The organism is Pseudoflavonifractor sp. 524-17 (assembly GCF_009935845.1).
Classification (GTDB): Bacteria; Bacillota; Clostridia; order Oscillospirales; family Oscillospiraceae; genus Pseudoflavonifractor_A.
This window is the reverse complement of the sequence record NZ_QWEK01000054.1, coordinates 1-23,532: the sequence shown is the minus strand read 5'-3', so window position 1 is coordinate 23,532 and position 23,532 is coordinate 1. Positions and strand designations below refer to the sequence as shown.

General features: G+C 59.8%; 27 protein-coding genes, 1 pseudogene and 1 riboswitch. Of the genes and pseudogenes, 9 read left to right on the top strand and 19 right to left on the bottom strand.

Annotation, left to right across the window (positions count from 1 at the left end; genetic code table 11):
• The 3 genes from D1159_RS15805 to D1159_RS15795 all read left to right on the top strand — a co-directional run.
• The coding region (locus D1159_RS15805) for a transposase (protein ID WP_161846609.1) at window positions 1–269 on the top strand (269 nt) is incomplete at its 5' end.
• A gap of 65 nt (window positions 270–334) precedes the next feature.
• Window positions 335–1,528 carry an MATE family efflux transporter gene (locus D1159_RS15800; protein ID WP_161846608.1) on the top strand — a complete coding sequence of 398 codons (1,194 nt, stop codon included), beginning with the start codon at window positions 335–337 and terminating at the stop codon, window positions 1,526–1,528.
• Entirely contained in the window at window positions 1,459–2,025 is a 567-nt protein-coding gene (locus tag D1159_RS15795) for a cytidylate kinase-like family protein (protein WP_161846611.1), read from the top strand. The genes D1159_RS15800 and D1159_RS15795 overlap by 70 nt, the downstream gene beginning before the upstream one ends.
• Window positions 2,026–2,379: 354 nt before the next feature.
• On the opposite strand, the gene galT is transcribed toward D1159_RS15795, so the two are convergent.
• From galT to D1159_RS15750, 8 genes are all read right to left on the bottom strand, one after another.
• Entirely contained in the window at window positions 2,380–3,876 is a 1,497-nt protein-coding gene (gene galT, locus D1159_RS15790) for a UDP-glucose--hexose-1-phosphate uridylyltransferase (RefSeq protein ID WP_161846607.1), read from the bottom strand.
• Between the two features lie 13 nt (window positions 3,877–3,889).
• On the bottom strand, window positions 3,890–5,164 hold the full coding sequence (locus tag D1159_RS15785; protein WP_161846606.1) for a galactokinase family protein: 1,275 nt from the start codon (window positions 5,162–5,164) through the stop codon (window positions 3,890–3,892).
• Between the two features lie 204 nt (window positions 5,165–5,368).
• On the bottom strand, window positions 5,369–5,800 hold the full coding sequence (locus D1159_RS15780; RefSeq protein WP_161846605.1) for a hypothetical protein: 432 nt from the start codon (window positions 5,798–5,800) through the stop codon (window positions 5,369–5,371).
• Between the two features lie 67 nt (window positions 5,801–5,867).
• Complete coding sequence (locus D1159_RS15775; RefSeq protein WP_161846604.1) at window positions 5,868–6,233, bottom strand: hypothetical protein; 366 nt, start codon at window positions 6,231–6,233, stop codon at window positions 5,868–5,870.
• A gap of 435 nt (window positions 6,234–6,668) precedes the next feature.
• Window positions 6,669–6,947: a transposase gene (locus tag D1159_RS19800; protein WP_243152333.1), complete on the bottom strand. Its 279-nt coding sequence runs from the start codon at window positions 6,945–6,947 to the stop codon at window positions 6,669–6,671.
• Window positions 6,948–7,102: 155 nt separating this feature from the next.
• Window positions 7,103–8,203, bottom strand: a complete 1,101-nt coding sequence (locus D1159_RS15760; protein WP_161846602.1) for a leucine-rich repeat protein — start codon at window positions 8,201–8,203, stop codon at window positions 7,103–7,105.
• Entirely contained in the window at window positions 8,130–8,606 is a 477-nt protein-coding gene (locus D1159_RS15755; protein ID WP_161846601.1) for a hypothetical protein, read from the bottom strand. The genes D1159_RS15760 and D1159_RS15755 overlap by 74 nt, the downstream gene beginning before the upstream one ends.
• A gap of 86 nt (window positions 8,607–8,692) precedes the next feature.
• The gene (locus D1159_RS15750) at window positions 8,693–8,989 is read right to left on the bottom strand and encodes a hypothetical protein (protein WP_161846600.1); all 297 of its coding nucleotides are present in this window, start codon (window positions 8,987–8,989) and stop codon (window positions 8,693–8,695) included.
• A gap of 318 nt (window positions 8,990–9,307) precedes the next feature.
• On the opposite strand from D1159_RS15750, the gene D1159_RS15745 reads away from it, so the two are divergent.
• From D1159_RS15745 to D1159_RS15735, 3 genes are all read left to right on the top strand, one after another.
• Window positions 9,308–9,700 carry a thioesterase family protein gene (locus D1159_RS15745; protein WP_161846599.1) on the top strand — a complete coding sequence of 131 codons (393 nt, stop codon included), beginning with the start codon at window positions 9,308–9,310 and terminating at the stop codon, window positions 9,698–9,700.
• Between the two features lies 1 nt (window position 9,701).
• On the top strand, window positions 9,702–10,178 hold the full coding sequence (locus D1159_RS15740; RefSeq protein ID WP_161846598.1) for a YbaK/EbsC family protein: 477 nt from the start codon (window positions 9,702–9,704) through the stop codon (window positions 10,176–10,178).
• Window positions 10,179–10,307: 129 nt separating this feature from the next.
• Window positions 10,308–10,895, top strand: coding sequence for a DUF308 domain-containing protein (locus tag D1159_RS15735; RefSeq protein ID WP_161846597.1), 588 nt, complete (start codon window positions 10,308–10,310; stop codon window positions 10,893–10,895).
• Between the two features lie 249 nt (window positions 10,896–11,144).
• On the opposite strand, the gene xdhC is transcribed toward D1159_RS15735, so the two are convergent.
• The 4 genes from xdhC to D1159_RS15715 are packed head-to-tail and all read right to left on the bottom strand — an operon-like array spanning window position 11,145 to window position 16,128.
• Window positions 11,145–11,627 carry a xanthine dehydrogenase subunit XdhC gene (gene xdhC / locus D1159_RS15730; RefSeq protein WP_161846596.1) on the bottom strand — a complete coding sequence of 161 codons (483 nt, stop codon included), beginning with the start codon at window positions 11,625–11,627 and terminating at the stop codon, window positions 11,145–11,147.
• Window positions 11,620–12,507: a xanthine dehydrogenase subunit XdhB gene (gene xdhB / locus D1159_RS15725; protein ID WP_161846595.1), complete on the bottom strand. Its 888-nt coding sequence runs from the start codon at window positions 12,505–12,507 to the stop codon at window positions 11,620–11,622. Before xdhB ends, xdhC begins: the two co-directional genes overlap by 8 nt.
• A gap of 13 nt (window positions 12,508–12,520) precedes the next feature.
• A complete protein-coding gene (gene xdhA, locus D1159_RS15720; protein ID WP_161846594.1) occupies window positions 12,521–14,818 on the bottom strand; it encodes a xanthine dehydrogenase subunit XdhA in 2,298 nt (765 codons plus the stop codon).
• Window positions 14,819–14,847: 29 nt separating this feature from the next.
• Entirely contained in the window at window positions 14,848–16,128 is a 1,281-nt protein-coding gene (locus tag D1159_RS15715; RefSeq protein WP_161846593.1) for an amidohydrolase family protein, read from the bottom strand.
• An 88-nt stretch (window positions 16,129–16,216) separates the two neighbouring features.
• A riboswitch (purine riboswitch) is annotated at window positions 16,217–16,315 on the bottom strand.
• Between the two features lie 217 nt (window positions 16,316–16,532).
• Between D1159_RS15715 and D1159_RS15710 the strand changes: the two genes are divergently transcribed.
• The 3 genes from D1159_RS15710 to D1159_RS15700 are packed head-to-tail and all read left to right on the top strand — an operon-like array spanning window position 16,533 to window position 18,121.
• On the top strand, window positions 16,533–16,883 hold the full coding sequence (locus D1159_RS15710) for an Imm51 family immunity protein (RefSeq protein ID WP_161846592.1): 351 nt from the start codon (window positions 16,533–16,535) through the stop codon (window positions 16,881–16,883).
• A 6-nt stretch (window positions 16,884–16,889) separates the two neighbouring features.
• The gene (locus D1159_RS15705) at window positions 16,890–17,846 is read left to right on the top strand and encodes a tRNA-dihydrouridine synthase family protein (protein WP_161846591.1); all 957 of its coding nucleotides are present in this window, start codon (window positions 16,890–16,892) and stop codon (window positions 17,844–17,846) included.
• Window positions 17,840–18,121 (top strand): GIY-YIG nuclease family protein, encoded by a 282-nt coding sequence (locus D1159_RS15700; protein WP_161846590.1) that lies wholly within the window; start codon window positions 17,840–17,842, stop codon window positions 18,119–18,121. Before D1159_RS15705 ends, D1159_RS15700 begins: the two co-directional genes overlap by 7 nt.
• A 70-nt stretch (window positions 18,122–18,191) precedes the next feature.
• Here D1159_RS15700 and D1159_RS15695 read toward each other — a convergent pair whose 3' ends face one another.
• The 7 genes and pseudogenes from D1159_RS15695 to D1159_RS15665 form a co-directional block, all read right to left on the bottom strand.
• A complete protein-coding gene (locus D1159_RS15695; protein WP_161846589.1) occupies window positions 18,192–18,482 on the bottom strand; it encodes a hypothetical protein in 291 nt (96 codons plus the stop codon).
• A 93-nt stretch (window positions 18,483–18,575) separates the two neighbouring features.
• A pseudogene (locus tag D1159_RS15690) lies at window positions 18,576–19,044 on the bottom strand (DUF2284 domain-containing protein).
• Between the two features lie 195 nt (window positions 19,045–19,239).
• Window positions 19,240–19,761: an SDR family oxidoreductase gene (locus D1159_RS15680; protein WP_161846586.1), complete on the bottom strand. Its 522-nt coding sequence runs from the start codon at window positions 19,759–19,761 to the stop codon at window positions 19,240–19,242.
• The gene (locus tag D1159_RS15675; RefSeq protein WP_161846585.1) at window positions 19,758–20,135 is read right to left on the bottom strand and encodes an adenylyl-sulfate kinase; all 378 of its coding nucleotides are present in this window, start codon (window positions 20,133–20,135) and stop codon (window positions 19,758–19,760) included. The genes D1159_RS15680 and D1159_RS15675 overlap by 4 nt, the downstream gene beginning before the upstream one ends.
• Before the next feature lie 11 nt (window positions 20,136–20,146).
• Window positions 20,147–20,638: a hypothetical protein gene (locus tag D1159_RS19795; RefSeq protein ID WP_243152332.1), complete on the bottom strand. Its 492-nt coding sequence runs from the start codon at window positions 20,636–20,638 to the stop codon at window positions 20,147–20,149.
• Window positions 20,562–21,590, bottom strand: coding sequence for a hypothetical protein (locus D1159_RS15670; RefSeq protein WP_243152331.1), 1,029 nt, complete (start codon window positions 21,588–21,590; stop codon window positions 20,562–20,564). The genes D1159_RS19795 and D1159_RS15670 overlap by 77 nt, the downstream gene beginning before the upstream one ends.
• Window positions 21,591–21,749: 159 nt before the next feature.
• Window positions 21,750–22,745, bottom strand: coding sequence for a flagellin (locus tag D1159_RS15665; RefSeq protein WP_161846584.1), 996 nt, complete (start codon window positions 22,743–22,745; stop codon window positions 21,750–21,752).
• Between the last annotated feature and the right edge of the window lie 787 nt (window positions 22,746–23,532).

Sequence of the window (23,532 nt, the reverse complement as noted above, 5' to 3'; positions counted from 1 at the left end):
TCGCATATCCTCCCGAGAGCCGGAAAATCATATACACGACCAATATCATTGAGGGGCTCAACCGCCAATTCCGGCAGATCACCAAGAACAAGCCCAGCTTTTCCAATGATGATTCCCTGCGCAAAATGCTCTATCTGGCCAGCAAGAAAATTGTCGTGCACTGGACCTCCAGATGTCGAAATTGGGACATGGTTTTGGCCCAGCTCCAGCTCATGTTCCAGGACCGCCAGTCCGACGAATCTTTGATTTGCTCCCGTTCTACCGGCTGATGCTTGCCTCTTTTACACAAAACTTTCTGCCGGGGCTTTTTTGCTGAGAAAATGGAGGCGCCTTTATGGAAAACAGCAGTTATCTCGGTACGGAACGGTTAGGAATTCTGCTCCGCAAATTCGCCATTCCCTGTATCTTCTCCCACATCATTTCCCGTCTCTACAACATCGTTGACCAAATTTTTGTTGGGAATGGCGTAGGCTATTTGGGCAACGCCGCCACAGGTGTTATCTTCCCCATCATGGTGGTGGGCTGGGGGCTGAGCCTGTTTTTTGGAGATGGCGCTGCCGCTTCTCTGAGCATGTCCTTGGGCGAAAATAAAGGAACAGACATTCACCGTTCGGTGGGCAACGCCATTCTTGGCTCCTTTCTCTCCGGCGTTGTTGTCGTGGCTGTTGCCTACCTGTGGGGTGACGGTTTGCTGCGCCTGATTGGCGCGACCGATGCCAACATTCAGATGGCCCATGACTACGGCGTGATCATCTTTGCAATGATGCCTCTGGCCATGTCCCAAAACACGCTGGCGTCTATTATCCGCGCCGACGGAAGCCCCAAATACGCGATGGCAGCCATGCTGACGGGGGCTGTCATCAACATCATTGGCGATCCTGTGGCGATTTTTGTGTGGGATATGGGGGTTAAGGGCGCGGCATGGGCCACTATTTTAGGGCAGTTTGTCAGCTTCCTGATTTGTGCTTCTTATCTCTTCCGCTCCAAAACATTCTGGGTCAGAAAAGACAGTTTTAAGCCCAGCCCGACCCTGTTGAAGCCGGTTATGGCCCTGGGCACATCAAGTCTGCTGACCCAGCTTTCCATCGTGGTCATTACTGTCGTCAACAACATTCTGCTGGTGCGGTATGGCGCACAATCTGTCTATGGCGAGGATGTACCCCTGGCGACTTTTGTCGTTATAATGAAACTGTTTCAGATTGTGCTGAATATTGCCATTGGCATTGCCGCCGGCGCCCCTGTCCATTTTGCGGGATGTCTTGCTTATTGTATTCTCTGTGCTGATTCCCATGGCTCTCGGCGTAACCGGCATCTTCTGGGCCGCCCCCATTGCCGATATTCTGGCCATCGCCGTGACAGGCATTGTGGTCATGCGGGTATGGAAAGAATTAAAAGCTGTTCCCCTGGCAGAACGGGAAATGCCCCCCGCTTTTATCAAACCTACCAAAAAGGGGTGCCATTATCACGATCGCCAGAGAGCATGGCACCGCAGGAAAGCATATCGGGCAGCTGGTCGCGCAGCGATTGAATATTCCGTGTTACTATAAAGAGATGGTCGCCGTCGCGGCAAAAGAGAGCGGACTGGCCCAGGAATTTATCTCCGGTATCAATTCTGACGAGAACGCTGTTATGCAGGAACTGTATCTTACTGCCAACCCGGTTCAGCGGGCCATCGCCGCCCAGGATAAAGCGATCCGGCAGATTGCGGATGCGGGAGCCTGCGTTATCATTGGCCGCTCGGCGGACTATGTGCTGCGGGAGTACCAGAATATAGTGCGTATTTTTATCTATGCCTCCAAAGAGTACCGTACAAAGAAAGTATCGGAAATGTACGGCGACAGTCCGGAGGCAGCGCAAAAAAGCATTGCCCGTTCTGACGTCGCCCGGGCTGCCTATTACAAAAATATCTCCGGCCATGTCTGGGGCGATCCGCACAGGTACGAACTGTGTATAAATGCTTCCATGGGAGAGGATGCCGCAGCAAATTTGATTTGTGGTCATATCAAGCGGATGGAATTGGTGTAAAAACAGAACAGTGATATATAAATATCCGTCAATAGAGATGGGCGGATCCTGATTGTTGATTGGGAAAAGATCACATTCTCACAGGTTGACGATAGGCCGGTGAAGTAAAGTACGTTGGCATGACGGACCATTCCAGGGTAAGGGAGCTGGCCGCCGCCTATTAGATGGACCGAATCAGTTATTTGCCGGTGGCAGAGGAGCCGGCACGGAAGCGCCCTGTGGATTTCGCCATTTCAGGCAGGGCTTTTCCATGTATCTTGGTGAGGAGGCCAAGGCGGCGCTGTTTGGGGTCAGATACGATGCACAGTCCATAAAAAATCCAGCTGCCGGTACACCGGCGGCTGGATTTTTTGTTTACTGTACCGAGTGGAGAAAACGCAGGAAAGCGGCCTGTCCCGCCTCGTTCCGCTTGTAAACGCCGGCGTGCTCCAGCACCTGGGCAAAAACGTGCCCTACTTCGGTCTGAAGGACAGCCATGGCGCTGTCGGAGGTAAAAGTGTGGCGGGTTTTCAGCTCCTCTGCCCAGGGGGCGTGCTTTTCCAGCTGCGGGTCTCCCAGAAGACTGCGGCCGTCCACCAGGGCGTCCGCCAGGGCGGACAGCTCCTCCTTCAGCCGGGCGGGCAGCACCGCCAGCCCCATTACCTCAATAAGGCCGATGTTCTCCTTCTTGATGTGGTGGAGCTCCGCATGGGGGTGGTAGAGCCCCAGCGGGTGCTCCGGGGTGGTGAGGTTGTTGCGCAGAACCAGATCCAGCTCAAACTTCCCCGCCCGCATCCGGGCGATGGGGGTGATGGTATTGTGGGGCTCGCCGCCGGTCTCGGCGAAGATGAGGGCGTCGGCATCGGTATAGCCCCGCCAGGCGGTGAGAACCCGATCCGCCAGCTCCACCAGCCGCTGGCTGCCAGCGCAGCGCAGGCGCAGGACCGCCATGGGCCACCTGACAATGCCGGCCTCTACATCTTCAAACCCGGGAAAGGAGACTGCCCGTTCCACCGGGGCCCGCTCCATAGCGAAGGTGTAGCGCCCTCCCTGGAAGTGGTCGTGGCTGAGAATGGAGCCGCCCACAATGGGCAGATCGGCGTTGCTGCCCACAAAGTAGTGGGGGAACTGGGCTATGAAGTCCAGCAGCTTGCGGAAGGCGGAGCGGTCAATCTTCATGGGGATATGCCGGCGGTTGAAAACAATGCAGTGTTCATTGTAGTAGACATAGGGACTGTACTGCAAAAACCAATCGTTCTGGTCAATGGTAATGGGGATGACCCGGTGATTCTGCCGGGCGGGGTGGTTGACCCGGCCGGCATACCCCTCGTTCTCATAGCAGAGATGGCATTTGGGGTACCCCACCTGGGGTGCGGCCTTGGCCGCAGCAATGGCCCGGGGGTCCTTCTCCGGCTTGGACAGGTTGATGGTGATGTCCAGGTCGCCATAGAGGGTGGGACTTACCCACTTGATATCCTTGGCGATGCGGCAGCGGCGGATGTAGTCGGTATCCTGGCTGAACTGGTAATACCAGTCGGTGGCTGACTTTTTGTCGCTGGCATAGCGGGTCTGAAACTGCTGAATGACTGCGGCGGGCCGGGGGGTGAGGACGCCCATCAGCTTGGTGTCAAGCAGGTCCCGGCTGGTGATGCCCTCTTCAATTACCCCTCTGGATACAGCGTCGTCCAGAAGGGGGCGCAGAATTTCGTCCAGAGGGAGGGTGGGCGGAGGGGTGTCTGGCTGAGTGTAGCCGTCCAGCTTCAAAGTCTCCAGGAGCTGGTTGCGGGCCCAGACCCGGTCCGCCTCCTCGATCAGGCCCTTGTGAACACCATACTCCACCAGCGCCGCGATAGATTGATTGACCTCATTCATTTCAAACCACTCCTTACACCAGTCGTACACCGCCTACGGGCCGGATGGCCAGTACGTGGCACCGGCCCTCCCCCAGGACCGACTCCATCCCGGCCTTGAACTTGTCCAGAAGATCCAGGGGGACAAAGGCCTGAATGGTCCCGGCGAAACCGCCGCCGTGGACCCGGCAGGCCCCCCGGCCGTCCAGCAGCTGTTCGGCCAGTGCCAGTGCCAGAGCCACCTCCTGATGGCGGACCGCCCCGGCGGGGGTGATATCCTGCAAAAACCGCCAGCTGGACAAGCCGGATTGGCGGACCAGGGCCAGAAACCCGTCAAAGTCACCCCGCTGAAGAGCGGCCACCTGTCCCTCCACCCGCCGGTTCTCCCCGTAGACATGGATGGCCCGGAGGACCGCGCGGTCCCCGGCAGCCCGGCGCAGGGCAGGCAGAGCAGCGGAGAACTCGTCCTCCGGCACCTCCCGCAGGACGGCTTTGCCAAAATAGGCGCAGATCTCCCCCAACTCGGCGGGGACGGCGGCATATTCTGGGGTAAGATCAGCGTGATCGGCGCCGCTGTCCACAATACACAGGGCATGTCCGGCGGCGGAGAAATCAAAGTCCACCTTGGCGGCCTGGGGATTGTCATTGTCCTGGAAGTCAATGGCCACCATACCGCCCACCGAGGCGCCCATCTGGTCCAGCAGGCCGCTAGGTTTGCCAAAATAGAGATTCTCGGCGTACTGGCCCACTTTGGCAATCTGGACGGGGTCATACTGCCCGCCGCAGAAGAGATCATTTAGGATGGTTGCAGTCAGTACCTCAAAGGCGGCGCTGGAGGACAGGCCGCTGCCGCTGAGGACCTGGGAGGTGATATAGGCGCACAATCCCTCCAGGGCGTGGCCCTGGGCGGCAAACCAGGCCGCCACACCCCGGATGAGCGCGGCAGTGGTGTTGTGCTCCTCCGGCCGGGCCGTCAGGTCTGCCAAATCAACCTCAATCAGGGGAAAGCCCTCACTCTGAACGCGGATCAGGGATCCGCCGGTGGGGGCGACGGCGGCGATGATGTCCAGATTGACGCTTCCTGTCAGCACCCGGCCATGCTGATGGTCCGTGTGGTTGCCGCCGATTTCCGTCCGGCCCGGCGCGGAGAAGAGCGCGGCACGGGGCTGGGGGCCGAAGGTCTCTTCCAGGCCGGAGAGAAGGTGGCGGTACCGCTGGGCCTGAACGGGGGTGGCTTGGGGACCGTACAGCGCCGCCAAGGCGCTTTGTAGCCTGTCATGGCTGCGGGCAGGAGAAAATGTAATATCCATAGAAACCCTCCCTATGCCAGTATCAGAGTTGACATCAAAACGAATTGTGCCGCCAATATTGTAACAAAGCGGTTAAGGGGCGTCAAGGATCTTTAGATGGAGGGATTAGGCGCCGTTTCAAAAATGGAACGATACCCAAGGGCGAGGCGTTTTACCACCTGGACAGGCTCAAGCCCTTACACGCTTCTGGGACAGCCTGGTTCATCAGAAAAGCCGCCAGCCGGTGGGGCTGACCAATGGCCAATCGATGCCGCGCCCAAACGCCGGCCCGGTGGGGGCGGCGGGAAAGAGCGCCTTCACATCCCAGGGGTCCTGGGAGAGGATGGTGGTCACCTGTCTGTCCCGGATGCGGCGTACCGTGCCGTTGTCTGTATCCGCGATGTAGAGAGTGCCGTCCTTGTCCACAGCCACTCCCTTGGGGCTGGAGAAGGTTGCCTGGCTGGCGGGACCGTCCTCGCTGCCCACGGCGGAGGCCCCCGCTGCCACTGTGATACGCTTATCACTGCCGATCTTCAAAATCCGGTTGTTGCCGCTCTCCGCCACGTAGAGGAACCCGTCCGCCCAGCAGAGGCCCATGGGTTCTGACAGGCCGGAGGCCAGAGTGGTCTGCGCGCTAGCGGGGGTGATCTGCTGCACCGTGCCCCGGAGGGTGTCGGAGACATACAGATTCCCCTCTCCATCGGCGGCCAGGCCGGTGGGGCGGTCAAAGGAGATGCCCAGGTCGGTGACGCCGGTGTATTTCTCTGCTTCCCTCAGGGCGCAGGAAGCGGACTACGCCGTTCCCCGCGTCAGAAACCGCCCAGCCGTTCAGGAAGGGGGCGATGGCCCAGGGATCTTTGGAGAGACTCTCCGGCAGGGGGGCGTCGTGATAGCCGCCCACAGGCTGGCCGTAGACGTCCTCCACTGTGTCCCCGCCGGCAAAGGGGAGGCTCTTGCCGTCCGCCACACGCCAGATCACCTTATTATACTGGTCGGTGACCAGAAGGGAGCCGTCCGCCATGGCGGCAATGCCGCAGGGTTGGCACATGATGTCCATAGCGCTGACCTGGGCGGCATCCCCGGTTTCCACGAGGGTGCTGGCCAGATTGGCGCTGTTGACAAAGCTGAAGGAAAAGAAGCAGACGCCTGAAAATCAAGCGTCTGCTGGGCGGCAAGAGGCTGTATAAGATTCGCGGAGGCAAGCCTCGGAGCAGCTTTACCATTCTTTTGAGATTAAACGCGGTCGCCGAAAGAAGGCAATGCTCAGCAGCCTTGCCCAATCCCCGCTTTCGTGTTCTTTGCAGATTATGATTTGCTTTTTGATGGGAGAAATTACCCACGCACCAGATCTGCCGCAAACGCAGCACCTCGTAATATTCTGGGGTTCCGTTTAAGCGTTTCTGCGTTTCAGATGCATCTGGGGACAGCGATAGGTATCCGTTTTCTCATCGTACGGATAATCTGAGGTCTGGAACCGCCCAGCTTCGCTGCCGGATGCCTGCCGAGGAATATAAGTCCGGATTCCTCACGCCAGCATATCTGCGTTAATTTCTGAACTGTCGTAGCCCTTATCCGCACAAACCGCCTCTGTCTGAAAACCGAATTTGTCGATTTGGTATTGGATTCTTTGCGAATGGAAACTCCGATCGCTGGCGTTGCCCGGCGTCACCAACACATCGGTGATCATGCCATATTTCGCGTCGCAGGTTTGTGCCGTTGAACTTCCTGCGGCGAAGCTGGGAAAAGGTGGAGTGGTCCGGTACCGGCTCGTCCAAGTCGATTCCAAGAAACCAGCGAAACGCAAGGTTGACCTGTACCTCCCGCTCCAGCCTGCGTTCCGAATCAATACCGTACAGGTAGCCCAGCAGCATCATTTTCACGATAACCACGGGATCAATGGACGGCCGGCCTGTGTGGGGATATAGCGCATCTACCTTTTTCATTTCAAACTCGGGGAGCTCAGGTGGTGATAATGGAACCGTCTGAGCAGGTGACGGCAACGCCGGAGGGGACGAACGCATTCGGCGTCAGGGCATTCCACTGCGCCTGTGTACCGGCGTAGTTGATGGTGGACAGGGCAGCGCAGGCATAGAAGGCGGTGTGCTCAATGGAGGAGCCGCCAACTGAAATGTCGACGTTGGTCAGTTCGGAGCAGCGCTCGAAAGCGGACGCTCCAATGGAGGCAACGCCCTCCGGAATGGTGATGCTGGTCACTATGGCGCAGCTGGAAAAGGCGGAGTACCCAATCGAAGCCACACTGTTTGGAATGGTAACGCTGTTAAGGGAGACACAGCCCCGAAAGGCAGAGTCCCCGATGGCGGTCACCCCATCTTCGATGACGGCGGTTTCAATTTGATCCATGTAGGCGTTCCAGGGGGGCGGGTTGGCGGTGCCGCTGTAGTCCGGTATGGCCTCTCCGCCGGAGATGGTGAGGGTTTTGGTAGGCCCGTCATAGCTCCAACTGAAGGGAAGGGACGTCCAGTGGGCGTAGATTGTGGTTTCGGCAGTAAAGACATGGTCCGGTAAAATCTTCGTGCCGCCGACGGGTGCGTCGAACCAGCCCTCCAGGCTGTAGCCAGGCAGGGCGGGCTCCGGCCAGGAGGTGATGATTCCGCTGCCGTCTGTGCGGAGGACGGTCTGCGCCGCGCCGCTGGCTGGGAAGACGCCGCCGTTGGCGTCAAACGTCACAGAGCAGGGGCGGCTCAAAGTGTAATAACCGCTGCTGTCCGGCTGGCTGGAGACGGTCCAGTCCTGGGGGAATGTACTGCCGGAGTCGAAGGTCTTCGCCTGCACCACAGCGCCGGCGGTGAGGTTCAGCGTACCGCTGCTGCGGAACGTGCCGTCCACCACCACCCGGCCGGCGGCAGTGACGGTCAGGACGCCGGAGCTGGAGAGATCCCCCGACAGCCGGAGGGTATCCCCGCTGGTGACGGTGAGGCCGTTTTCGATCTCCAGGGTGTTTTTCTTGGGGTCGGTGTCGGCGGGGTCAGTGTTGGGGTCGATGGAGACGGCGCTGTCCTGCCCCAGCAGGGCCTGGACCTGGAGGTCCGTCAGCTTCATTCCCGCCGCCGGAGCCGCCGCCATTGGGTGGGCTGCTGGAGGGCTTGGGGAGGGCCTTATCCGGGGCCACGGTCTGCTTGTCCTCCTCCTGCTCCTTTTGTGCGGCCTCTACCTCATCCAGCTTTTCCTGGAAAGCGGTTTCATCCCGCCCCTCCTGCCAGCCGGACTCGCCCAGAACCTCTGGGGTGGCGGTCAGACGGTCCGGCATCCGGCCGCTGGGGTCGCCTCCGGCGGTCTCCGCCAGGATTTCCGGGATTTTCAGGCCGGAATCCGCCTCTATTTTGTCGCACAGCGGGATGTCTCGTACCAGATCCGTCAGTACAAATCCGGGGATTTCTTCTGCCGGATAGTTCCGCATGAGAATATCGCACTTGTCCCCGGGCTGCTCCTGGGGATAGACCACGCATTCCGCCGTCTCGCCGCCCCGGATGGCCTAGGCCTTCACCTGGCCGGTCGCCGGGTCGGCCACGGAGCATTGGACCACGCCCTCTAGCACGGACACCCGGGTGGGCCACCGGTCGACGACCTGGATGTATCCGCTGGTGCCCCGATGCCTATGATCATGATGGATGTGCGGATGTTGAGCGACTCGGTATCCGTTAGCGGCTCGGACACGTCGAAAAAGACGTTGCTGGAGAGGAGGTTGACCTCCAGCTTTTTCCCGCTGCTCTTGCTGACCGCCACCGTACTGGTGGTCTTGGCCAGGCGGAGAACCGAGGCGGTGTCCGCCGCCAGGCTGATCAGAAGGGACAGCCCCAGAAGAAGCGCAAAAACTCTCTTTCTCATGTAAAATTCCTCCATGTGTGCCTGAAAGGACAAGGCCTCTCGGGATGCCTCTTCTCAGGCAGTAAATCAAATTCTGGTGGGGCAGATGTGTAAATTTATTCTACTAATTATAACAAAAAGTGCTGCCACAGCAACACTTTTCATCCTGCGTACCTGCCGGAACGGGCGGATAGTGCCTGCAAACCGGTATAATTTCATATGGATGTATTTGGACGGTTCAAACACCGCCGCTCCCAGGCCAAGACGTTCTAATTCAGCCTTGCCAAGATTGGAAATTTGTCGTACACTGGTGAGAAAGAAGAAGAGGAGCGATATCGGATGGAACTGGAAGTTGGACGGGCCGGCCGGGCGGAAACTGTGGTGACCCGGGAAAATACCGCGGCGGCGCTGGGCAGCGGGCTGCTCCCTGTCTTCGCCACCCCGGCCATGGTGGCCTTGATGGAGGCAGCGGCGGTAAACGCCTGCCAGGACATGCTGGAGGAAGGAAGCGGCACCGTGGGCACGCGGCTGGATCTGGCCCACGAGGCGGCTACCCCGGTGGGGCAGACCGTCTGGGCGGAGGCAACGCTGACCGGTGTGGAGGGCCGCAGGCTCACGTTTACCGTCGCGGCTTACGATGGCGCGGGCCGGATTGGGCAGGGGATCCACGAGCGGTTTATTATCCAAAATGAACGCTTCCTGGCCAAGGCCCAGCAGCGGGGAGGAAAATGAGATGTCAATGGAACGATGCCGCGCCTACTTCCGCGCCCTGGGCCGGGAGGGGGATCTTTTAGAGTTTGACCAGTCCAGCGCCACGGTGGAGCTGGCCGCCCAGGCGGCGGGGGTGGAGCCCGCCCGCATTGCCAAGACCCTGTCCTTTTTGGTGGGGGAGGGATGTGTGCTGGTGGTGGCCGCCGGGGACGCAAAAATTGACAACAGCAAATTCAAGGGACAGTTTCACACCAAGGCCAAGATGCTCACGCCGGAGCAGGTTGTGGAATTCACCGGCCACGCGGTGGGGGGCGTGTGCCCCTTTGCCATTGAACATGAGGCGGTGACCGCCTATCTGGATGTTTCCCTCCGTCGGTTTGAGACGGTATTCCCAGCCGCAGGGAGCGCGAACTCCGCCATAGAGCTCACCTGCGACGAGCTGGAGGCGTACAGCCGCAGCGCGGGATGGATTGATGTGTGCAAGAACTGGGCACCCTAAGTCTTGTTTGCTAAATGGCACAATGCCCGGCGGTGGGAGAGTTTTTAACGCAGCATGGCGGAAAAAGAACCCGGGCGTTTTGACATGTTTCAAACAAGGCTGAACGGCCAAGAAAGGAAGTGTTTTAGTATGTGGGAGAAATTGAAGGCGCTGAAGCTGAATTTTTTGCTTGCGTCCGTCCTCTACGTTATTTTGGGTCTGGTGCTGCTGCTCCGGCCGGGGTCCAGCGGTATTTTCCTCTGCCGGGTGCTGGGGGGCGCTCTGCTGCTCTACGGTCTGCTGGCCATTGTGGGCTTTCTGCACCGGGACAGCGAGCAGGGCGTCTTTAAGCTGGAGCTGTTTTTCGGCATCATCGCCGCGTCGGTGGGGGCGGTGTTTTTGCTGGTGCCCACCATGGTGCTGTCCATGTTCTCCATTATTGTGGGGGTCTATGTGATAGTGGACAGCGTGCTGGGCCTTCAGCGGGCGGCGGAGCTGCGGCGGCTGGAGTACCCCTGGTGGTGGGCTGCTCTGCTGTTGGGGCTGGGCGGCGTGATTTTGGGCGGTGTGTTGATTGCGCGTCCCTTTGCCATAACAGAGGCGGTTTTCCGCCTGACCGGCGCGGTGTTTGTCTATCTGGGCTGCACGGACCTGTGGTCGCTGTACCAGGTGTCCAGTTTGGTGCGGGAGCTGAGGAAGCGCGCCCCTATTGAGGTGGATCCGATTGACGTAGAGTAATTTAGAGGCGAGAAAAAACAGTCTGGAAGCCACCACTGGTTTCCAGACTGTTTTTGTTGCAGGTTCTCTTAGAACCTGTCAGAGTGTCAAAAAACGCCAAATTTGAAAGTTTCGGAGGGAGAGATAGTGTGAAAGGGAACCGTCAGGGTTCCCTTTCACGTCCAGGCAAACCAGTTTTCAGAACGTTTTGAAGTTCTGAAAACTGTGCTCAGCCTGTCGAAAATACTTTTTCGACAGGCTGGCAGGTTCTTATTTCTGAGCGGCCAAATTTTCCGCCACAGCCCGCTCCACAGCGTTAAGAATGTTCTCATAGCCGGTGCAGCGGCACAGGTGGCCGGAGATAAGCTTGCGCAGCTCCTCCCGGGTGTAGGACCGGTTGGTCCCCACGATCTCCACGGCGGTGAGAATCAGGCCGGGGGTGCAGAAGCCGCACTGGACGGCGGCCTCCTCAATAAAGGCGGTCTGAATGGGGGAGAGCTCCCCATTAGGGCCTTTGAGCCCCTCTACGGTGAGGATGCTGTGCCCGTCGGCCCAGACGCTGAGGTAACAGCAGGAGTTGACCGCCTTGCCGTCGATGAGGACGGTACAGGCGCCGCACTCTCCCACCTCACAGCCCTTTTTGACGCTGGTCAGGCCCAGCCGGTCCCGGAGGGTATCGGTAAGGCACTCCCGCACATCTACGGCCACCTCTTCCTCCTTGCCGTTGACTGTCATATGGATGATGTTAAGCATTGCAGTCACCTCCCGCGAACTGGACCGCCTGGAGGAAGGCCCGGCGGCTGATCTCTTTGGCAATCTGGAGCCGGAAGGCCCTGGAGGCCCGCCAGCTGTCCCTGGGGTTGATCTCGGTGAGGACGCTGCGGCCGATCTCCCGGACCAGCGCGGCGTCTGCGGTGCGGCCCTTGGCCAGAGCCTCGGTTTTGGGGCAGCGGATGGGGGTAGGCGCGGCCACGCCGAAGGCAATGCGCAGGTCGTCCACCGTCTTTTTGCCGGCGTCCAGCTTTACGCTGACGGCACAGCCCAGAGTAGAGATCTCCATGGCCTCCCGCTTGCCGTATTTGATATAATGTCCGCCGAACTTCTCATAGTCCGCCTTGGCGATGCGGACACTGACCAGCACCTCTTCGTGCCGGCGGACGGTCTTGCCGGGGCCGGTATACCACTGGGCGATGGGCGCCAGCCGCCGGCCCTCGGGGCCCTGGAGCTCCATAACGGCGTTGAGGACCATTAGGGAGCAGGCGCTGTCCGCGCTGGTGACGCCGTTGCACACGTTGCCGCCAATAGTGCCCATATTGCGGATTTGGGGACTGCCTACCTGGTCCACCGCCCAGCATAGAATGGGGACCGTGGACTGGAGCAGCGCAGAGGCGGTAATCTCAGAAAAGGTGCAGCCGGATCCGATAACCAGGGTACCGTCCTCCTCCATTCGGATGGTGCGCAGCTCCTCCAGGCCGTGGAGGCTCACCAGGCTGCACCCGGCGTGCCGGCCCTCCCGGGTCTGGATGAGCACGTCGGTGCCGCCGGCAATGGGCATGGCGGACGGATCCGCGGCCAGGGCGGCGACGGCGTCCGCCACACAGCCGGCCTGGACATAGGTTGCGATATCGTACATGACCAAACCCTCCTTACTCTTCGATGAGGCCGGCGGCCTGAAAATGGGCCGCCAGCTTCTGGGGATCTAAGGGCAAAGCGTCCACCGCCACGCCGGTGGCGTGAAGCACGGCGTTGCGTACAGCCGGGCCCACGGGGATGGCGGGGGGCTCCCCCAGGGCCTTGTTGCCATAGGGGCCGGTGGGATCGGGGACCTCCACAAAGGCGGCCTGGAGGTCGGGGGTGTCCATAGCGGTGGGCAGCTTATAGTCCAGCAGGTTGGGGTTGAGAGGCCGGGCCTTGGCGTCGAAGAGCAGCTCCTCGCTGAGGGCGTACCCCAGACCCATGCTCATGCCGCCGTGGACCTGGGCCGCGGCCAGCTGGGGGTTGATGAGGGTGCCGGAGTCGTGGACGTTGACGATGTTGAGCACTTTCACCTTGCCCAGGGGGATGTCCACCTCTACCTCGGCAAAGCAGCAGCCGCTGGCGAAAGTGTTGATCTTGCAGTGGGAGGTCTCCTCCGCGGTGATGTGCTGGGAGCGGTCCAGGCTGTAAAAGGCCTCTACCGCCAGATCGGCCAGAGAGCGCAGCGCTTCTCCGGTGATGGTGTCAATAATCTGGCTGTCTTTTATGTCCAGGTTCTCCACTGGGTAGCCCAGGGCATATCCGGCGTAGTCCAGCACCTTTTTCTTGAAGGAAGCGCCGGTCTTCTTCACGGCCATCCCGCTGACATAGGTCTGGCGGGAGGCGTAGGCGCCGGTGTCAAAGGGGGTGATATCCGTGTCCTGGACGGTGGAGATATGTATTTTGTCCAAAGAAATACCGGTGGCCTGGGCGGTCATCTGGGAAAAGACGGTATCCGCGCCCTGGCCGATCTCGGTGGCGCCCATCTGCACCTGGACAGAGCCGTCCTGGTGGAGCACCATCCGGCAGGAGGCGGTCTCCAGCGAGATGGGGTATACCCCGGTTTTATAGCAGAAAATGGCCATGCCCACCCCCCGGCGGATGGGGCCGGTCTGGTTCCGGTACCGGGCCCGCAGCTCGTCCCAGCGGATGGCCTCCCGGCCCTTCTGAATGGCGTCGTACAGGCCGTAGCTGTTGAACTTGATGTGGGTGTGGGGGTCCTCGTAGCCGGGCTGCATACAGTTTTTCAGGCGGAACTCCAGGGGATCCATACCGATGGCCGCCGCCAGATCCTCCGCCAGGCACTCGGTGGCGAAGTCCCCCTGGGGGATGCCGTAGCCCCGCATGGCCCCGCCTACGGAGATGTTGGTGTAGACGGTGTTGGCCTCGCATTCCAGGGCCTTCTCGTCCCGGTAGAGCTGCTTAAAGGAGTTGATGGCGTTGGCTACAATGGCGTGGCCGTGGGAGGCGTAGCCTCCCTGGTTGGAATTGGCCAGACATTTCCGGGCCACAAGGGTGCCGTCCCTGCGTACAGCGGCGGAAATATGGAAATCCATGGCGTGGCGGACCCGGGTGCAGTGGAGGGTCTCCTCCCGGCTGATCTCCAGCTTGACGGGACGGCCTCCAACCTGGAGGCTGAGCCAGACGTTGAGAGGCTCATACAGCACATCCTGCTTGTTGCCAAAGCCGCCGCCGATATAGGGCTTGATCACCCGGATGCTGCCCCAGGGCAGGCCGGTGGCCTGACCGATAACCCGGCGGACAATGTGGGGAATCTGGGTGGAAGAGACCACGTTCATCTTGCCGTCAGCCTGCCAGGCAAAGGAATTGGGCAGCTCAATATGGCAATGCTGAACGCTCTGGACGCGATAGGTCTTGTCCAGGGTGACCAGATCGGGCTCTGAGGCCACAGCCTCCTCATAGGCCGTCTCTCCCAGGCGGAAGCCGGAGTGAGCGAGGATGTTGCCGGGTTTTTCCGCATGGACCGCCCGGGCGCCGGGGGCCATGGCCTGGTCCACCGTGACGTAGGGCTCATATTCCTCATACTCCACCTGGATCAGCCGGCCGGCGCGGCCGGCGGCCACATTGTCCCGGGCCACAATGGCGGCGATCTCATCCCCGTAGAAGCGGACCCGCTGGTTGAGCAGCTTCCGGTCGGACACGTCCTGGTGGGCCTTCTCCACGGACCAGGGGTGGCCGGGGGTGGGGAACTGCCGGTCCGGTACGTCAAAACAGGTGAGAATCTTCACCACGCCGGGAACCGCCAGGGCATCCTCCACATGGATGGCCTTGACCAGTCCGCTGGCGATGGTGCTGCGCACGATTTTGGCCACGAAGTAGTCCCGGGGCTCCAAATCGGCGGTGTATTTGGCGGCGCCGGTGACCTTGTCACGGGCGTCCACACGGAGAACAGATTGACCGATTGCCATATCAGATCGCTCCTTTCAGGTGATGCAGTTTAAAAGAGCTGGGCGCCGCGAATGAATTTGTGGGCGATGTCCCGGTCCTCGGAGAGATAGATGGTGCGCTCCAGCCGTTGGGAGAGCTCCCGCTGTCCGGCAGGGGTGAAGCGGCGGTCGTCGATGACTAAAGCGTCGCACTCGTAGCCGGGGGCGAAGGAGCCCACCTTTCCGAAGAAGGAACCGCCGCCCAAAGTGCCCAGATAGAAGGCCTCTGCCGCAGTGAGGGGAGCGCGCGCCTGGTCGGACAGCCGCCAGCGCAGCTTGGAGACCTGCACCGCGTCAGCCATAGCCCGGAAAATAGAAGTGTGTGTGCCGCCGGCCACGTCGCTGCCCAGCCCTACGGGGATGCCCTCGTCCAGATAGCGCCGGACGGGGGCGATTCCGGAGGCCAGGTTGGTGTTGGAGGCGGGGCAGTGGGCCACGTAGATCCCGCGTGCTTTCATAAGAGCAATCTCGTCCTGGGTACACAGGACACAGTGGGCCATGATGGTAGGGCAGTCCGCCCCGCCGAAGAGGCCGAAGGAGTCGTAGGCATCCCCGTAGCTGGAGGAGCTGGGGCACAGCTCCCGCACCCAGGCCACCTCCCCCTGGTTCTCCGACAGGTGGGACTGGACCGGCAGGTGGTGCTGCTGCTGGATTTGGGCCAGCCGCTCCATCAGCCCGTCCGTGCAGGAGGGGAGGAAGCGGGGGGTCAAAATGGGGCCGGTGCGCTGGTAACGGCCCGCCTGGGCCTCCAGCCAGGCCAGGGTGGCCTCCGCGCTGGCCTGGGCGCTGATTTCCTGGAGGTCCGGAGTGCTGTTGCGGTCCATATTGACCTTACCAACCAGAGTGACCAGTCCGGATTCCTCCAGCAGATCCATGAGCAACAGGGTCGCCTCCGGGTGGACGGTGGCGAAGATACAGGCCCGGGTGTTGGGGCCGGCCCGGACGTCGTCCACAAACCGGCGGTAGGCGGTTTCGGCGTAGTCCAGGTCTCGGTACTTGGCCTCCTCCGGGAAGGTGTGGGTGTTGAGCCAGTCCAGCAGCTCCAGATCCATGCCCAGGCCCCGGAAGGTGTACTGGGGAGCGTGGACGTGGAGGTCGGTAAGTCCCGGCGTGACCAGAAAGCCGCTGTAGTCCAGCAGGGGCAGGGAGGCGTACTGCTCCGGCAGTGCCGGGAAGACGCCGGCGCACTGCCCCTGGAGGCAGACAAGGAACCCGTCAGGCGCGGTGTACAGTTCATTCGGGCCGGCACTGTAGCAGATATCTCCTTTGAGAACAAACGAGGTCTGGTTCATCGCGTACTCCTTTCTCGTCCATGGTCCGCGGACGGGCCGGATGGACAGCAAAAGGGCTGCCCTCCCAACCGCGCAAAAATTCCCGGACGTTGTATCAGCGGGAACTTATAGCGCGGCTGTTTACGGCAGCCGGTAGAGACGCCCAACCCTATCTTGGGCTTATATAAGCTCATTCGGTTTTATGCGGGGCGTACAGGTGGTTTGTTACCGCTCCCGTTGCTATCAGTATAATGCCTAAAAATAATTTTGTCAATCTGTATTTTTGTTTTCTTGGAGGAGAATTTTTACAGCGCCTCCTGGCGCGCCAGCGGATTACGCATTGGCCAGGGACAAGAGGCTTGCAGTCCAGGTGGACGGCGGCTATAATAATGGAGATGAAATCGAATGGAAGGAGCAGAAAAGATATGACAGAGCAGGAGCGGGACGGGCGCTTAAAGCCCTTTTTCTGGGTAGAACACAGTGGCGGAGCCTCGGTCTGCCTGGAGGCGGGGTGCTTCCTGCAGGAGGTATTTGACACCTGGGCGGAGGATGGGGTTGAGGGAAATGGCTACGACTGGGCCAGTCTGGCCCAGGTCTTTCTGGAGCAGCGCCGGCCGGAGCTGAGAGAGAAGATCCACATGGACCCGGAGGCGGGGATGTTCTGCGCCTACTCCAAGGATGGACAGGCGCTGCTGGATTTCGCCTTGAGCTTCCGGGGGGCCTGTGACGATCGGGAAGAGATCGGCGCCCTCTTCGCTCAGGCGGAGCTGGACTAGAAGCGGATGCAGTACTATTGCGCCCCCCTTGAGGGAATTACCAGCTGGCACTACCGCAATCTGCACCACCGGTATTTTCCAGGCGTGGACCGGTATTATACGCCCTTCCTCTCCCCCAGCCAGCACCACGTCTTCTCCAAGCGGGAGCAGAAGGAGATCCACCGGGCCCGCAACCAGGGGGTACCGGTGGTTCCCCAGCTGATGACCCGGCAGGCGGAGGACTTCATCTGGGCTGCCAACGCCCTGTTTGACCTGGGCTACCAGGAGGTAAACCTGAATTTAGGCTGTCCTTCAGGGACGGTGGTGGCCAAGGGAAAGGGGGCCGGCTTCCTGGCCCGGAGGGAGGAACTGTACCGGTTTTTGGAGGAGGTCTTCCAAAGGGTGTCCGGCCCGGTGTCCATCAAAACCCGCCTGGGGCTGAAGGACCCGGAGGAGTTCTGGCCTGTGCTGGCGTGCTACAACCAGTTTCCCATCGCGGAGCTGACCGTCCATTTTCGGGTGCAGAAGGATTTTTACCGCAATCCCGTCCGGCGGGAGGGGTTGGCCCGGGTGTTGGCGGAGAGCAGGCATCCGGTCTGCTACAACGGGGACCTGGTGACAGACGCTGATTTCAAGGCGCTCAAGGGCGCGCATCCGGCGGTGGAGCGGGTGATGGCTGGCCGGGGGCTGATGGCGGATCCCAGTTTGATTTGCCGCCAGAAGGGGGGAGGACCTCTGAAGCGGGAGACCCTTCGGGCTTTTTTGGACGAGCTGTACGAATGTTACTGCGTCTGCTTTGACAGCCGGCGGAACGCTATGCTGCGCATGAAGGAGCTGTGGTTTTATCAGGGCTGTCTGTTTCAGGACAGTGAAAAGCTGCTCAAAATTCTGCGCAAGGCCACGGACTGGCGGGTCTACGAGGACACGGTGGAGCGAATTTTTGGCGAGCTGGAGCTGCTGCCGGAGCCCCGGGCCGGATGGTAGGCGGCGGGACAGCGCCGGCGGAGCAGCCCTATTGGGTCTATATTTTGCGCTGCCGGGACGGCACCTTGTACACCGGCATGGCCAAGGACGTGGCACGGCGTCTGGACGCCCACAACCGGGGCAAGGGGGCGAAGTACACCCGGGGCCGCGGCCCGGTAGAGGTGGTCTATCAGGAGCGCTGCAGCAGCAAGCCGGCGGCCCTGCGGCGGGAGAGCGCCATTAAAAAACTGTCCAGGGCGGAAAAGCTGGCGCTGATTGCGCGGCGCTTCCAGTGACCAGCGGTTATGAATACAGATTCTGAGGGGGCATGGTGTTCCATGCCCCCTCAGATTATGAATTCAGCTTCTAAGCGCCGTCCCGCTGGTGGCTCGCTTTCGCGTACATGAGGTCGTCCACATTGTCCACCTCGGTCCACTGGTATTGGGAAATATCTCTGGCGAAGAGCTGGAAATTTTCCTCAAATATCATCTGCACCAGGGCATCCTCGTACCAGTTATGATACAGCCCGCCCTCCACCATGCGCTGGATTCGCTGGTTCAGCCGGACCGCCGACGCCTGGTCCAGAAAGTCCCGGGCGAACCAGAGGGAAGCGATGGAATTGGTCGCCTCATAGAAGGGATTGTGAATCCAGGTCACATTGTGTATCTGTCCCTCAATGCGCGCGTTCTGGAAGCCGGTGACAATAACCAGCTCTGCCGCCGGATCCAGCGCCCGGATGAGGCCACTCCTTTACCACAGCAGCATTCCTATCCGCATCAGGGCGTTTTTCGGAGGGAATGTCACTGAGATCCCGTATTTTTCTACATTTTTTACCACATTGATCCCCGCCGCCTCCATGGACATCCGGGCCAGGTATGGGTTGTTGCACCGCTCCTTCCCGCAGCCGTTTTTACACAGCTTGCAGGATCCGCCGATAAAGGACAGCGCCATGGGAAAATTGTGGTCCCACAGATACTTCTCCAGCTTCAAAAGAGCCCGGTGCAGCTCGTTGGTGGAGCGTGCCCGGATCTCAGGGAAATCCGCGCCGGTAAAGGGCAGCTCCAGTCTGGCGAAGACGCTATGGTCAAACTCCCCCCACGATCTTCTCATAGTCCAGCTGGGGAATCCGCGGGGGACACTTCCAGCTTGAATTATAATTTTTGCAGTAGAAGCAGTTCAGCTTTACCCGCTCCTCAAAGATAAGGTCCTTGGGGGACATATTGTAGAGCTGAATGCAGTCGTATTCCGCAATCTCGTGCTCCAGGGCGCGGCGGTCAAAAGACTGTGTCATTGGAAACAATATCCTCCGTCTATGGTCACAAGAGAGCCGTTCATATAGGGATTTTCCAAGACGGCGGCGGCCATCTGGGCGGCCTCCTCCGGGGTGGCAAAGCGGTGCAGGGCGATCTTGCCCTCAATGGAGGCGCGGATCTCTGCCGGCTTCTCCTTCTGCCAGGTAGTAAACCGCCGCCTTGGAGGTCCCGTAGGGGATGGGCAATGCGTGGGGATACTGACCCAGAATAGAGCCGATAAACAGAATGCAGCCCCCCTGAGCCATCCGTGGGGCGCACATCTGGGTGAGGAAAAGGGGAACGGTCACATTGGTATTCATCACCTGCTCCCAGTCCTGGATTTTCAGATCCGCAAGACTGCCCCGCCAGGTGGTCCCGGCGTTCAGAACCAGATAGTCCAGCCGCTTAAACCGGGGGTTCATCTCTTCCACCAGCGAATGAGCCCCCGCAAGACTTGACAGGCCAGCCCGGATAATTTGACAGCGCGCCCCATAGCCCAGGCCCTCCAGCTCCGCCCGCAGCTGGAGGGCGCCGTCCTCATCCTTGGCGTAGTTGAACACAACTTCACAGCCCCGGGACAAGAGCTCCAGGCCCAAAGCCCATCCGATCCCTCTGGTTGAGCCGGTAATCAGCGCTGTTTTCATAGGCCGAATCGAGCCTCCAGGCTGGAGACGAGCGCTTCCGGGGAGCGCTCTCCGTCGTTTTCCAGCGTCACATCCGGCGTCTTGGGCTCGTCGAAGGGCAGACCTACCCCTACCACGTTCTTTCCCGACGTGTATAGCCCCTTCTGGTTACGGGCCAGCAGCGTATCCCGCTTGACTTTGATGTAAACTTCCTGGTAGCGCGCAATGTTGGCCCGGTTCCAGCCGCGTACCTGGGAATACATACAGATGCCGCAGACGATTACGTCAATCCCCTGCTCGGACAGCATCCGGGCCACCCGGAACACCCGGTAAGCCCCCTTCAGCCGGTCCGCGCCGGACAGGCCGGTAAAGAAGTAGACGGTTCCTTTTTCCATAAATCCCCTCTTCAGTGGTACAGCGGCTGCTCCAGCAGCGCCGGATCCAGCTCCAGCTTGGGCATCATGTGCAGAGGCTGGCCGCGGCGGTTGACAAAGCACAGGCCCTTCATCAAAATTTCCGCATTGCGCTTCCGGTTCGTGCGGAAGCTGTTCACCTGATTATCCAGCAGCTTTTTCTGGACATCGGTTGAGGCCTCCGTTTTCAGCGGCGCTCCGTCTACGGTGATTGACGCCTTGTCGTAGACCCGTTTCCAGGTCTCCTCAATATAGTGGTCAATGGTAGAGAAGTGCTCAGTCCACCCCTTTACCTGCTCCAGCGTCACGTCCTGGCCGTCATACCATTGGAGGTCATAGCCATAAAATTCATAGGCGTCCCGGAGGAAATACTCAGCATATTTCCGTTCCGCGTCGTTGACGTACTCGTCATAGGTGCGGTAGACGGTAGCCGGGTCGAAGCCCCGGACGTTGGTGTTGAACTCCAGGGGGGTCAGTCTCCCCATTCAGGGAGCAGTAGGTCATACTCTCAGTGTAGGGAATGTCCAAAAAGGCCGCCAGGTCGGTGAAGCTGCGCAGCTCGTGAATCACCCGCAGGGCCTGGGGGGAGTTCCCCGTCAGCAGTGCCTGGGCCGCTTCCTTGGAGCCCTTGGCGTTGTGGATGGCCTCGCGCCAGCTGTGGACGCTGTCCTTCATGCTGTCCATCATGACGGAGGCCAGGGCCAGCAGATTGGGGTGGGCGTCCAGAATTTCGTTAAAAAAGTCGCCGCCGTTGTGGGAGGAGAGCTGGGTGTGCCAAATCAGCTTGTTGATTTCCCACACCCACAAAGGCTTCACCAGGTACTGGCTGTAGTCGATGCCGAAGCGGGCCTGGAAGTCGATGGGGTACTGCGCTTCCTCCTCCCCAATGAGAAAGACGAATTTTTCGTCTTCCAGCAGGGGGCGCATGTTCAGGCACTGGAGATAGGCGCAGAAGGTGGGCCTGTCCAGATCCTTGAAAAAGTTCCGGCTCACCACCGGATTTTTAACATCTATATACTCCACGAAGCGCTGTTCCTGCACATCATAGGGCACAAAGCGGCTGTCGTCATAGGGGTAAAAGCGCAGGGGCAAAAATTCAAAGTCAAGAAAGTCCTTACGAAATAGATAAGGGTATTTTTCCAGTAACTTGCAGTTATTCTGATAGCGGCTTTTCAGCAGCTTCACGTTTGGCTCGTAAAACGCCTGGGTCATGATGGACGCGCTGTCCTCCCGGAACTGGCCCCGGCGGTACAGGTCCAGCAGAATGCTGTAGGATACCTTGTAATCTCCGCCGTTTTGCAGAATGTACAGCGCCGCCTCCAGCGCTCCGGCGGGATCGTTCCCCTCGCTCTCGTGGATGACCAGGCCGTAAGCCTTGATGGCCCCTTTGGCCTGGCCCAGAGCGGCCAGCTGGCGGGCGATCTCAATAGCAGTCATAATCAGGATTCCTTCCCCTTTTTGGTTTTGGATCAATGCTGGGAATTTGCGGACAACATCCGTGCCCAGCTGCGCAAAATCCCTCTGGGGCCTGCGGCCCCGGTGTGATTTCGCTCCGCTCCGGGTCTTAGCCCGCTGCTCGCAATGGCTCCGCGCTTCTTACTGGAGGAGCTGGAGGACGCCCTGGGGCACCTGGTTGGCCTGGGCCAGCATGGCCTGGGCGGACTGGATGAGGATGTTGTTCTTGGTGCAGGACATCATCTCCTCGGCCACGTCGGTGTCGCGGATGGTGGACTCGGCGTCCTGGATGTTCTCTGTCATGACGGACAGGTTGTTGATGGTGTGATCCAGACGGTTCTGGGTGGCGCCCAGAGTACCGCGGACATCGGACACGGTGTTGATGGCGTCCTTGATCTTGGCGATGGCGGCCTGGGCGTCCACCTCGTTGGCGATGCTCAGACCCTTGATGCCCAGGGAGACGGTGTACATATCCTGGACGCCCACGTTCAGCTGGTTGAAGGACTCAGAGGTGTCGCCGATCTGAAGGGTCAGACCGCGGCCCAGGACTATGGGAGCAGCCTTGGTGGCGGTGGAGGCGTACACGGTGAACTTAATTCCGCCCTTGGAACCGGCAGCGGTGGCCACCTGTGCCGTTGGGTTTGTGCCGGCGAACTTGGCCTGCAGCGCAGCCTTCAGGGTGGCGGCGTCATTGAAGGTGCCCTTCGCGGCGGAGGCGGTAGAGGCGAAGGTGAAGGTATGGCCGCCCACCTTGATCACATCACCCTTGGTGAACTTGCTGGCAATAACGTTGAACTCCACGCCCGCGTTATGGGCGGCGGCACCGGCATCCTTGACGGAGACCAGGCCAGCCAGAGCGCTGGTAGACAGGGTGGCGACCTTGGAGGACGCAACGGTGGAGCGGACGTCGAAGTGGATCATGGAACCGTCCTTGCCGGAGACCTTAAAGCGGCCAGCACTGGCGCCCTCCATCTGCTTGACCAACTCCTTGAGCTGGGCGGCAGCGGTGGCGGCTTTTTTGGTGTTGATGGTGACCACGGAGGTTGCGGTGGAAGAAGTGCCGTTGGTGATGCCGCTGTTGGCAGTGCTGCTCAGGGCAATCTTGAAGGTCATGGTTGATGGTAATGGTGTTGCCATCGACCATGATCTTGGAGGCGGTCAGAGCAATGTCCGCACCAAAGCGCTGAGTGGCACTCTGAAGCTGGGGTGGGGTGTAAGCGGTGACGCTATGGATATAGCTGTTCTCATTAACGATGGAGGCTTTGCTCACAGCAGCAGTGGCCACAATCGCGACTGTGGCACCGGGATTGACTTTGCCCTCGAACGCGGTCTTCATCGCGTCAGTGAACTTATCTACGTTATTGGCCGTAGTGTTGACTGCCTTCGTAGTGGCAGAACCAGCGGCTCCCGTAAACTTGTTCTTAAAGGCAGTGGCGATTGCACCAGCAGTGGCCGAAGAGTTGGTAATTGCAGCAGTAGCGATTGCAGTACCGCCAAGCGTGATCTGGGCCTTTTTGTTACCTGCTGTGGCATTGAACTTCACATCGCCCAGGTTGATTGTGAAACTGGGGGCCTGGAAGGTAGTGCCGTTCGCGCCGTGCTCATTCTCGACAGAAGCAGCGCCGCTGATATCCTTCGGGGCCACAGAACCGGCAGCGCTGAGATACTCAATGCTGGTCACAGCGTTCTGGTTCATGCCCAGGGTGCCATCCAGCAGCTTGATGCCGTTGAAGTTGGAGGAGTCGGCGATGCGGTTGATCTTGTAGCCGGAGGACAGCTTCTCCAGGTTCTTCTTCATGGCGGAGACGTTGTTGGTGTAGTTGCGGTAGGCTAACATAGCCATAATATTGTGTTGGATTCTCATAACTTCGATTCCTTTCAGTTATAAAATTGGGAATTTCGCGAACATCGCGCCTTCACATCC

What these genes read in the sequence shown, in the direction of transcription:
- D1159_RS15800 (WP_161846608.1), top strand. Translation starts at nt 335, where the DNA reads ATGGAAAACAGCAGTTATCTCGGTACGGAACGGTTAGGAATTCTGCTC.
- galT (WP_161846607.1), bottom strand. Translation starts at nt 3,876, where the DNA reads ATGAATGAGGTCAATCAATCTATCGCGGCGCTGGTGGAGTATGGTGTT.
- D1159_RS15785 (WP_161846606.1), bottom strand. Translation starts at nt 5,164, where the DNA reads ATGGATATTACATTTTCTCCTGCCCGCAGCCATGACAGGCTACAAAGC.
- D1159_RS15760 (WP_161846602.1), bottom strand. Translation starts at nt 8,203, where the DNA reads ATGAAGCTGACGGACCTCCAGGTCCAGGCCCTGCTGGGGCAGGACAGC.
- D1159_RS15750 (WP_161846600.1), bottom strand. Translation starts at nt 8,989, where the DNA reads ATGAGAAAGAGAGTTTTTGCGCTTCTTCTGGGGCTGTCCCTTCTGATC.
- D1159_RS15745 (WP_161846599.1), top strand. Translation starts at nt 9,308, where the DNA reads ATGGAACTGGAAGTTGGACGGGCCGGCCGGGCGGAAACTGTGGTGACC.
- D1159_RS15740 (WP_161846598.1), top strand. Translation starts at nt 9,702, where the DNA reads ATGTCAATGGAACGATGCCGCGCCTACTTCCGCGCCCTGGGCCGGGAG.
- D1159_RS15735 (WP_161846597.1), top strand. Translation starts at nt 10,308, where the DNA reads ATGTGGGAGAAATTGAAGGCGCTGAAGCTGAATTTTTTGCTTGCGTCC.
- xdhC (WP_161846596.1), bottom strand. Translation starts at nt 11,627, where the DNA reads ATGCTTAACATCATCCATATGACAGTCAACGGCAAGGAGGAAGAGGTG.
- xdhB (WP_161846595.1), bottom strand. Translation starts at nt 12,507, where the DNA reads ATGTACGATATCGCAACCTATGTCCAGGCCGGCTGTGTGGCGGACGCC.
- xdhA (WP_161846594.1), bottom strand. Translation starts at nt 14,818, where the DNA reads ATGGCAATCGGTCAATCTGTTCTCCGTGTGGACGCCCGTGACAAGGTC.
- D1159_RS15715 (WP_161846593.1), bottom strand. Translation starts at nt 16,128, where the DNA reads ATGAACCAGACCTCGTTTGTTCTCAAAGGAGATATCTGCTACAGTGCC.
- D1159_RS15710 (WP_161846592.1), top strand. Translation starts at nt 16,533, where the DNA reads ATGACAGAGCAGGAGCGGGACGGGCGCTTAAAGCCCTTTTTCTGGGTA.
- D1159_RS15705 (WP_161846591.1), top strand. Translation starts at nt 16,890, where the DNA reads ATGCAGTACTATTGCGCCCCCCTTGAGGGAATTACCAGCTGGCACTAC.
- D1159_RS15700 (WP_161846590.1), top strand. Translation starts at nt 17,840, where the DNA reads ATGGTAGGCGGCGGGACAGCGCCGGCGGAGCAGCCCTATTGGGTCTAT.
- D1159_RS15680 (WP_161846586.1), bottom strand. Translation starts at nt 19,761, where the DNA reads ATGAAAACAGCGCTGATTACCGGCTCAACCAGAGGGATCGGATGGGCT.
- D1159_RS15675 (WP_161846585.1), bottom strand. Translation starts at nt 20,135, where the DNA reads ATGGAAAAAGGAACCGTCTACTTCTTTACCGGCCTGTCCGGCGCGGAC.
- D1159_RS19795 (WP_243152332.1), bottom strand. Translation starts at nt 20,638, where the DNA reads ATGGGGAGACTGACCCCCCTGGAGTTCAACACCAACGTCCGGGGCTTC.
- D1159_RS15670 (WP_243152331.1), bottom strand. Translation starts at nt 21,590, where the DNA reads ATGACTGCTATTGAGATCGCCCGCCAGCTGGCCGCTCTGGGCCAGGCC.
- D1159_RS15665 (WP_161846584.1), bottom strand. Translation starts at nt 22,745, where the DNA reads ATGGCAACACCATTACCATCAACCATGACCTTCAAGATTGCCCTGAGC.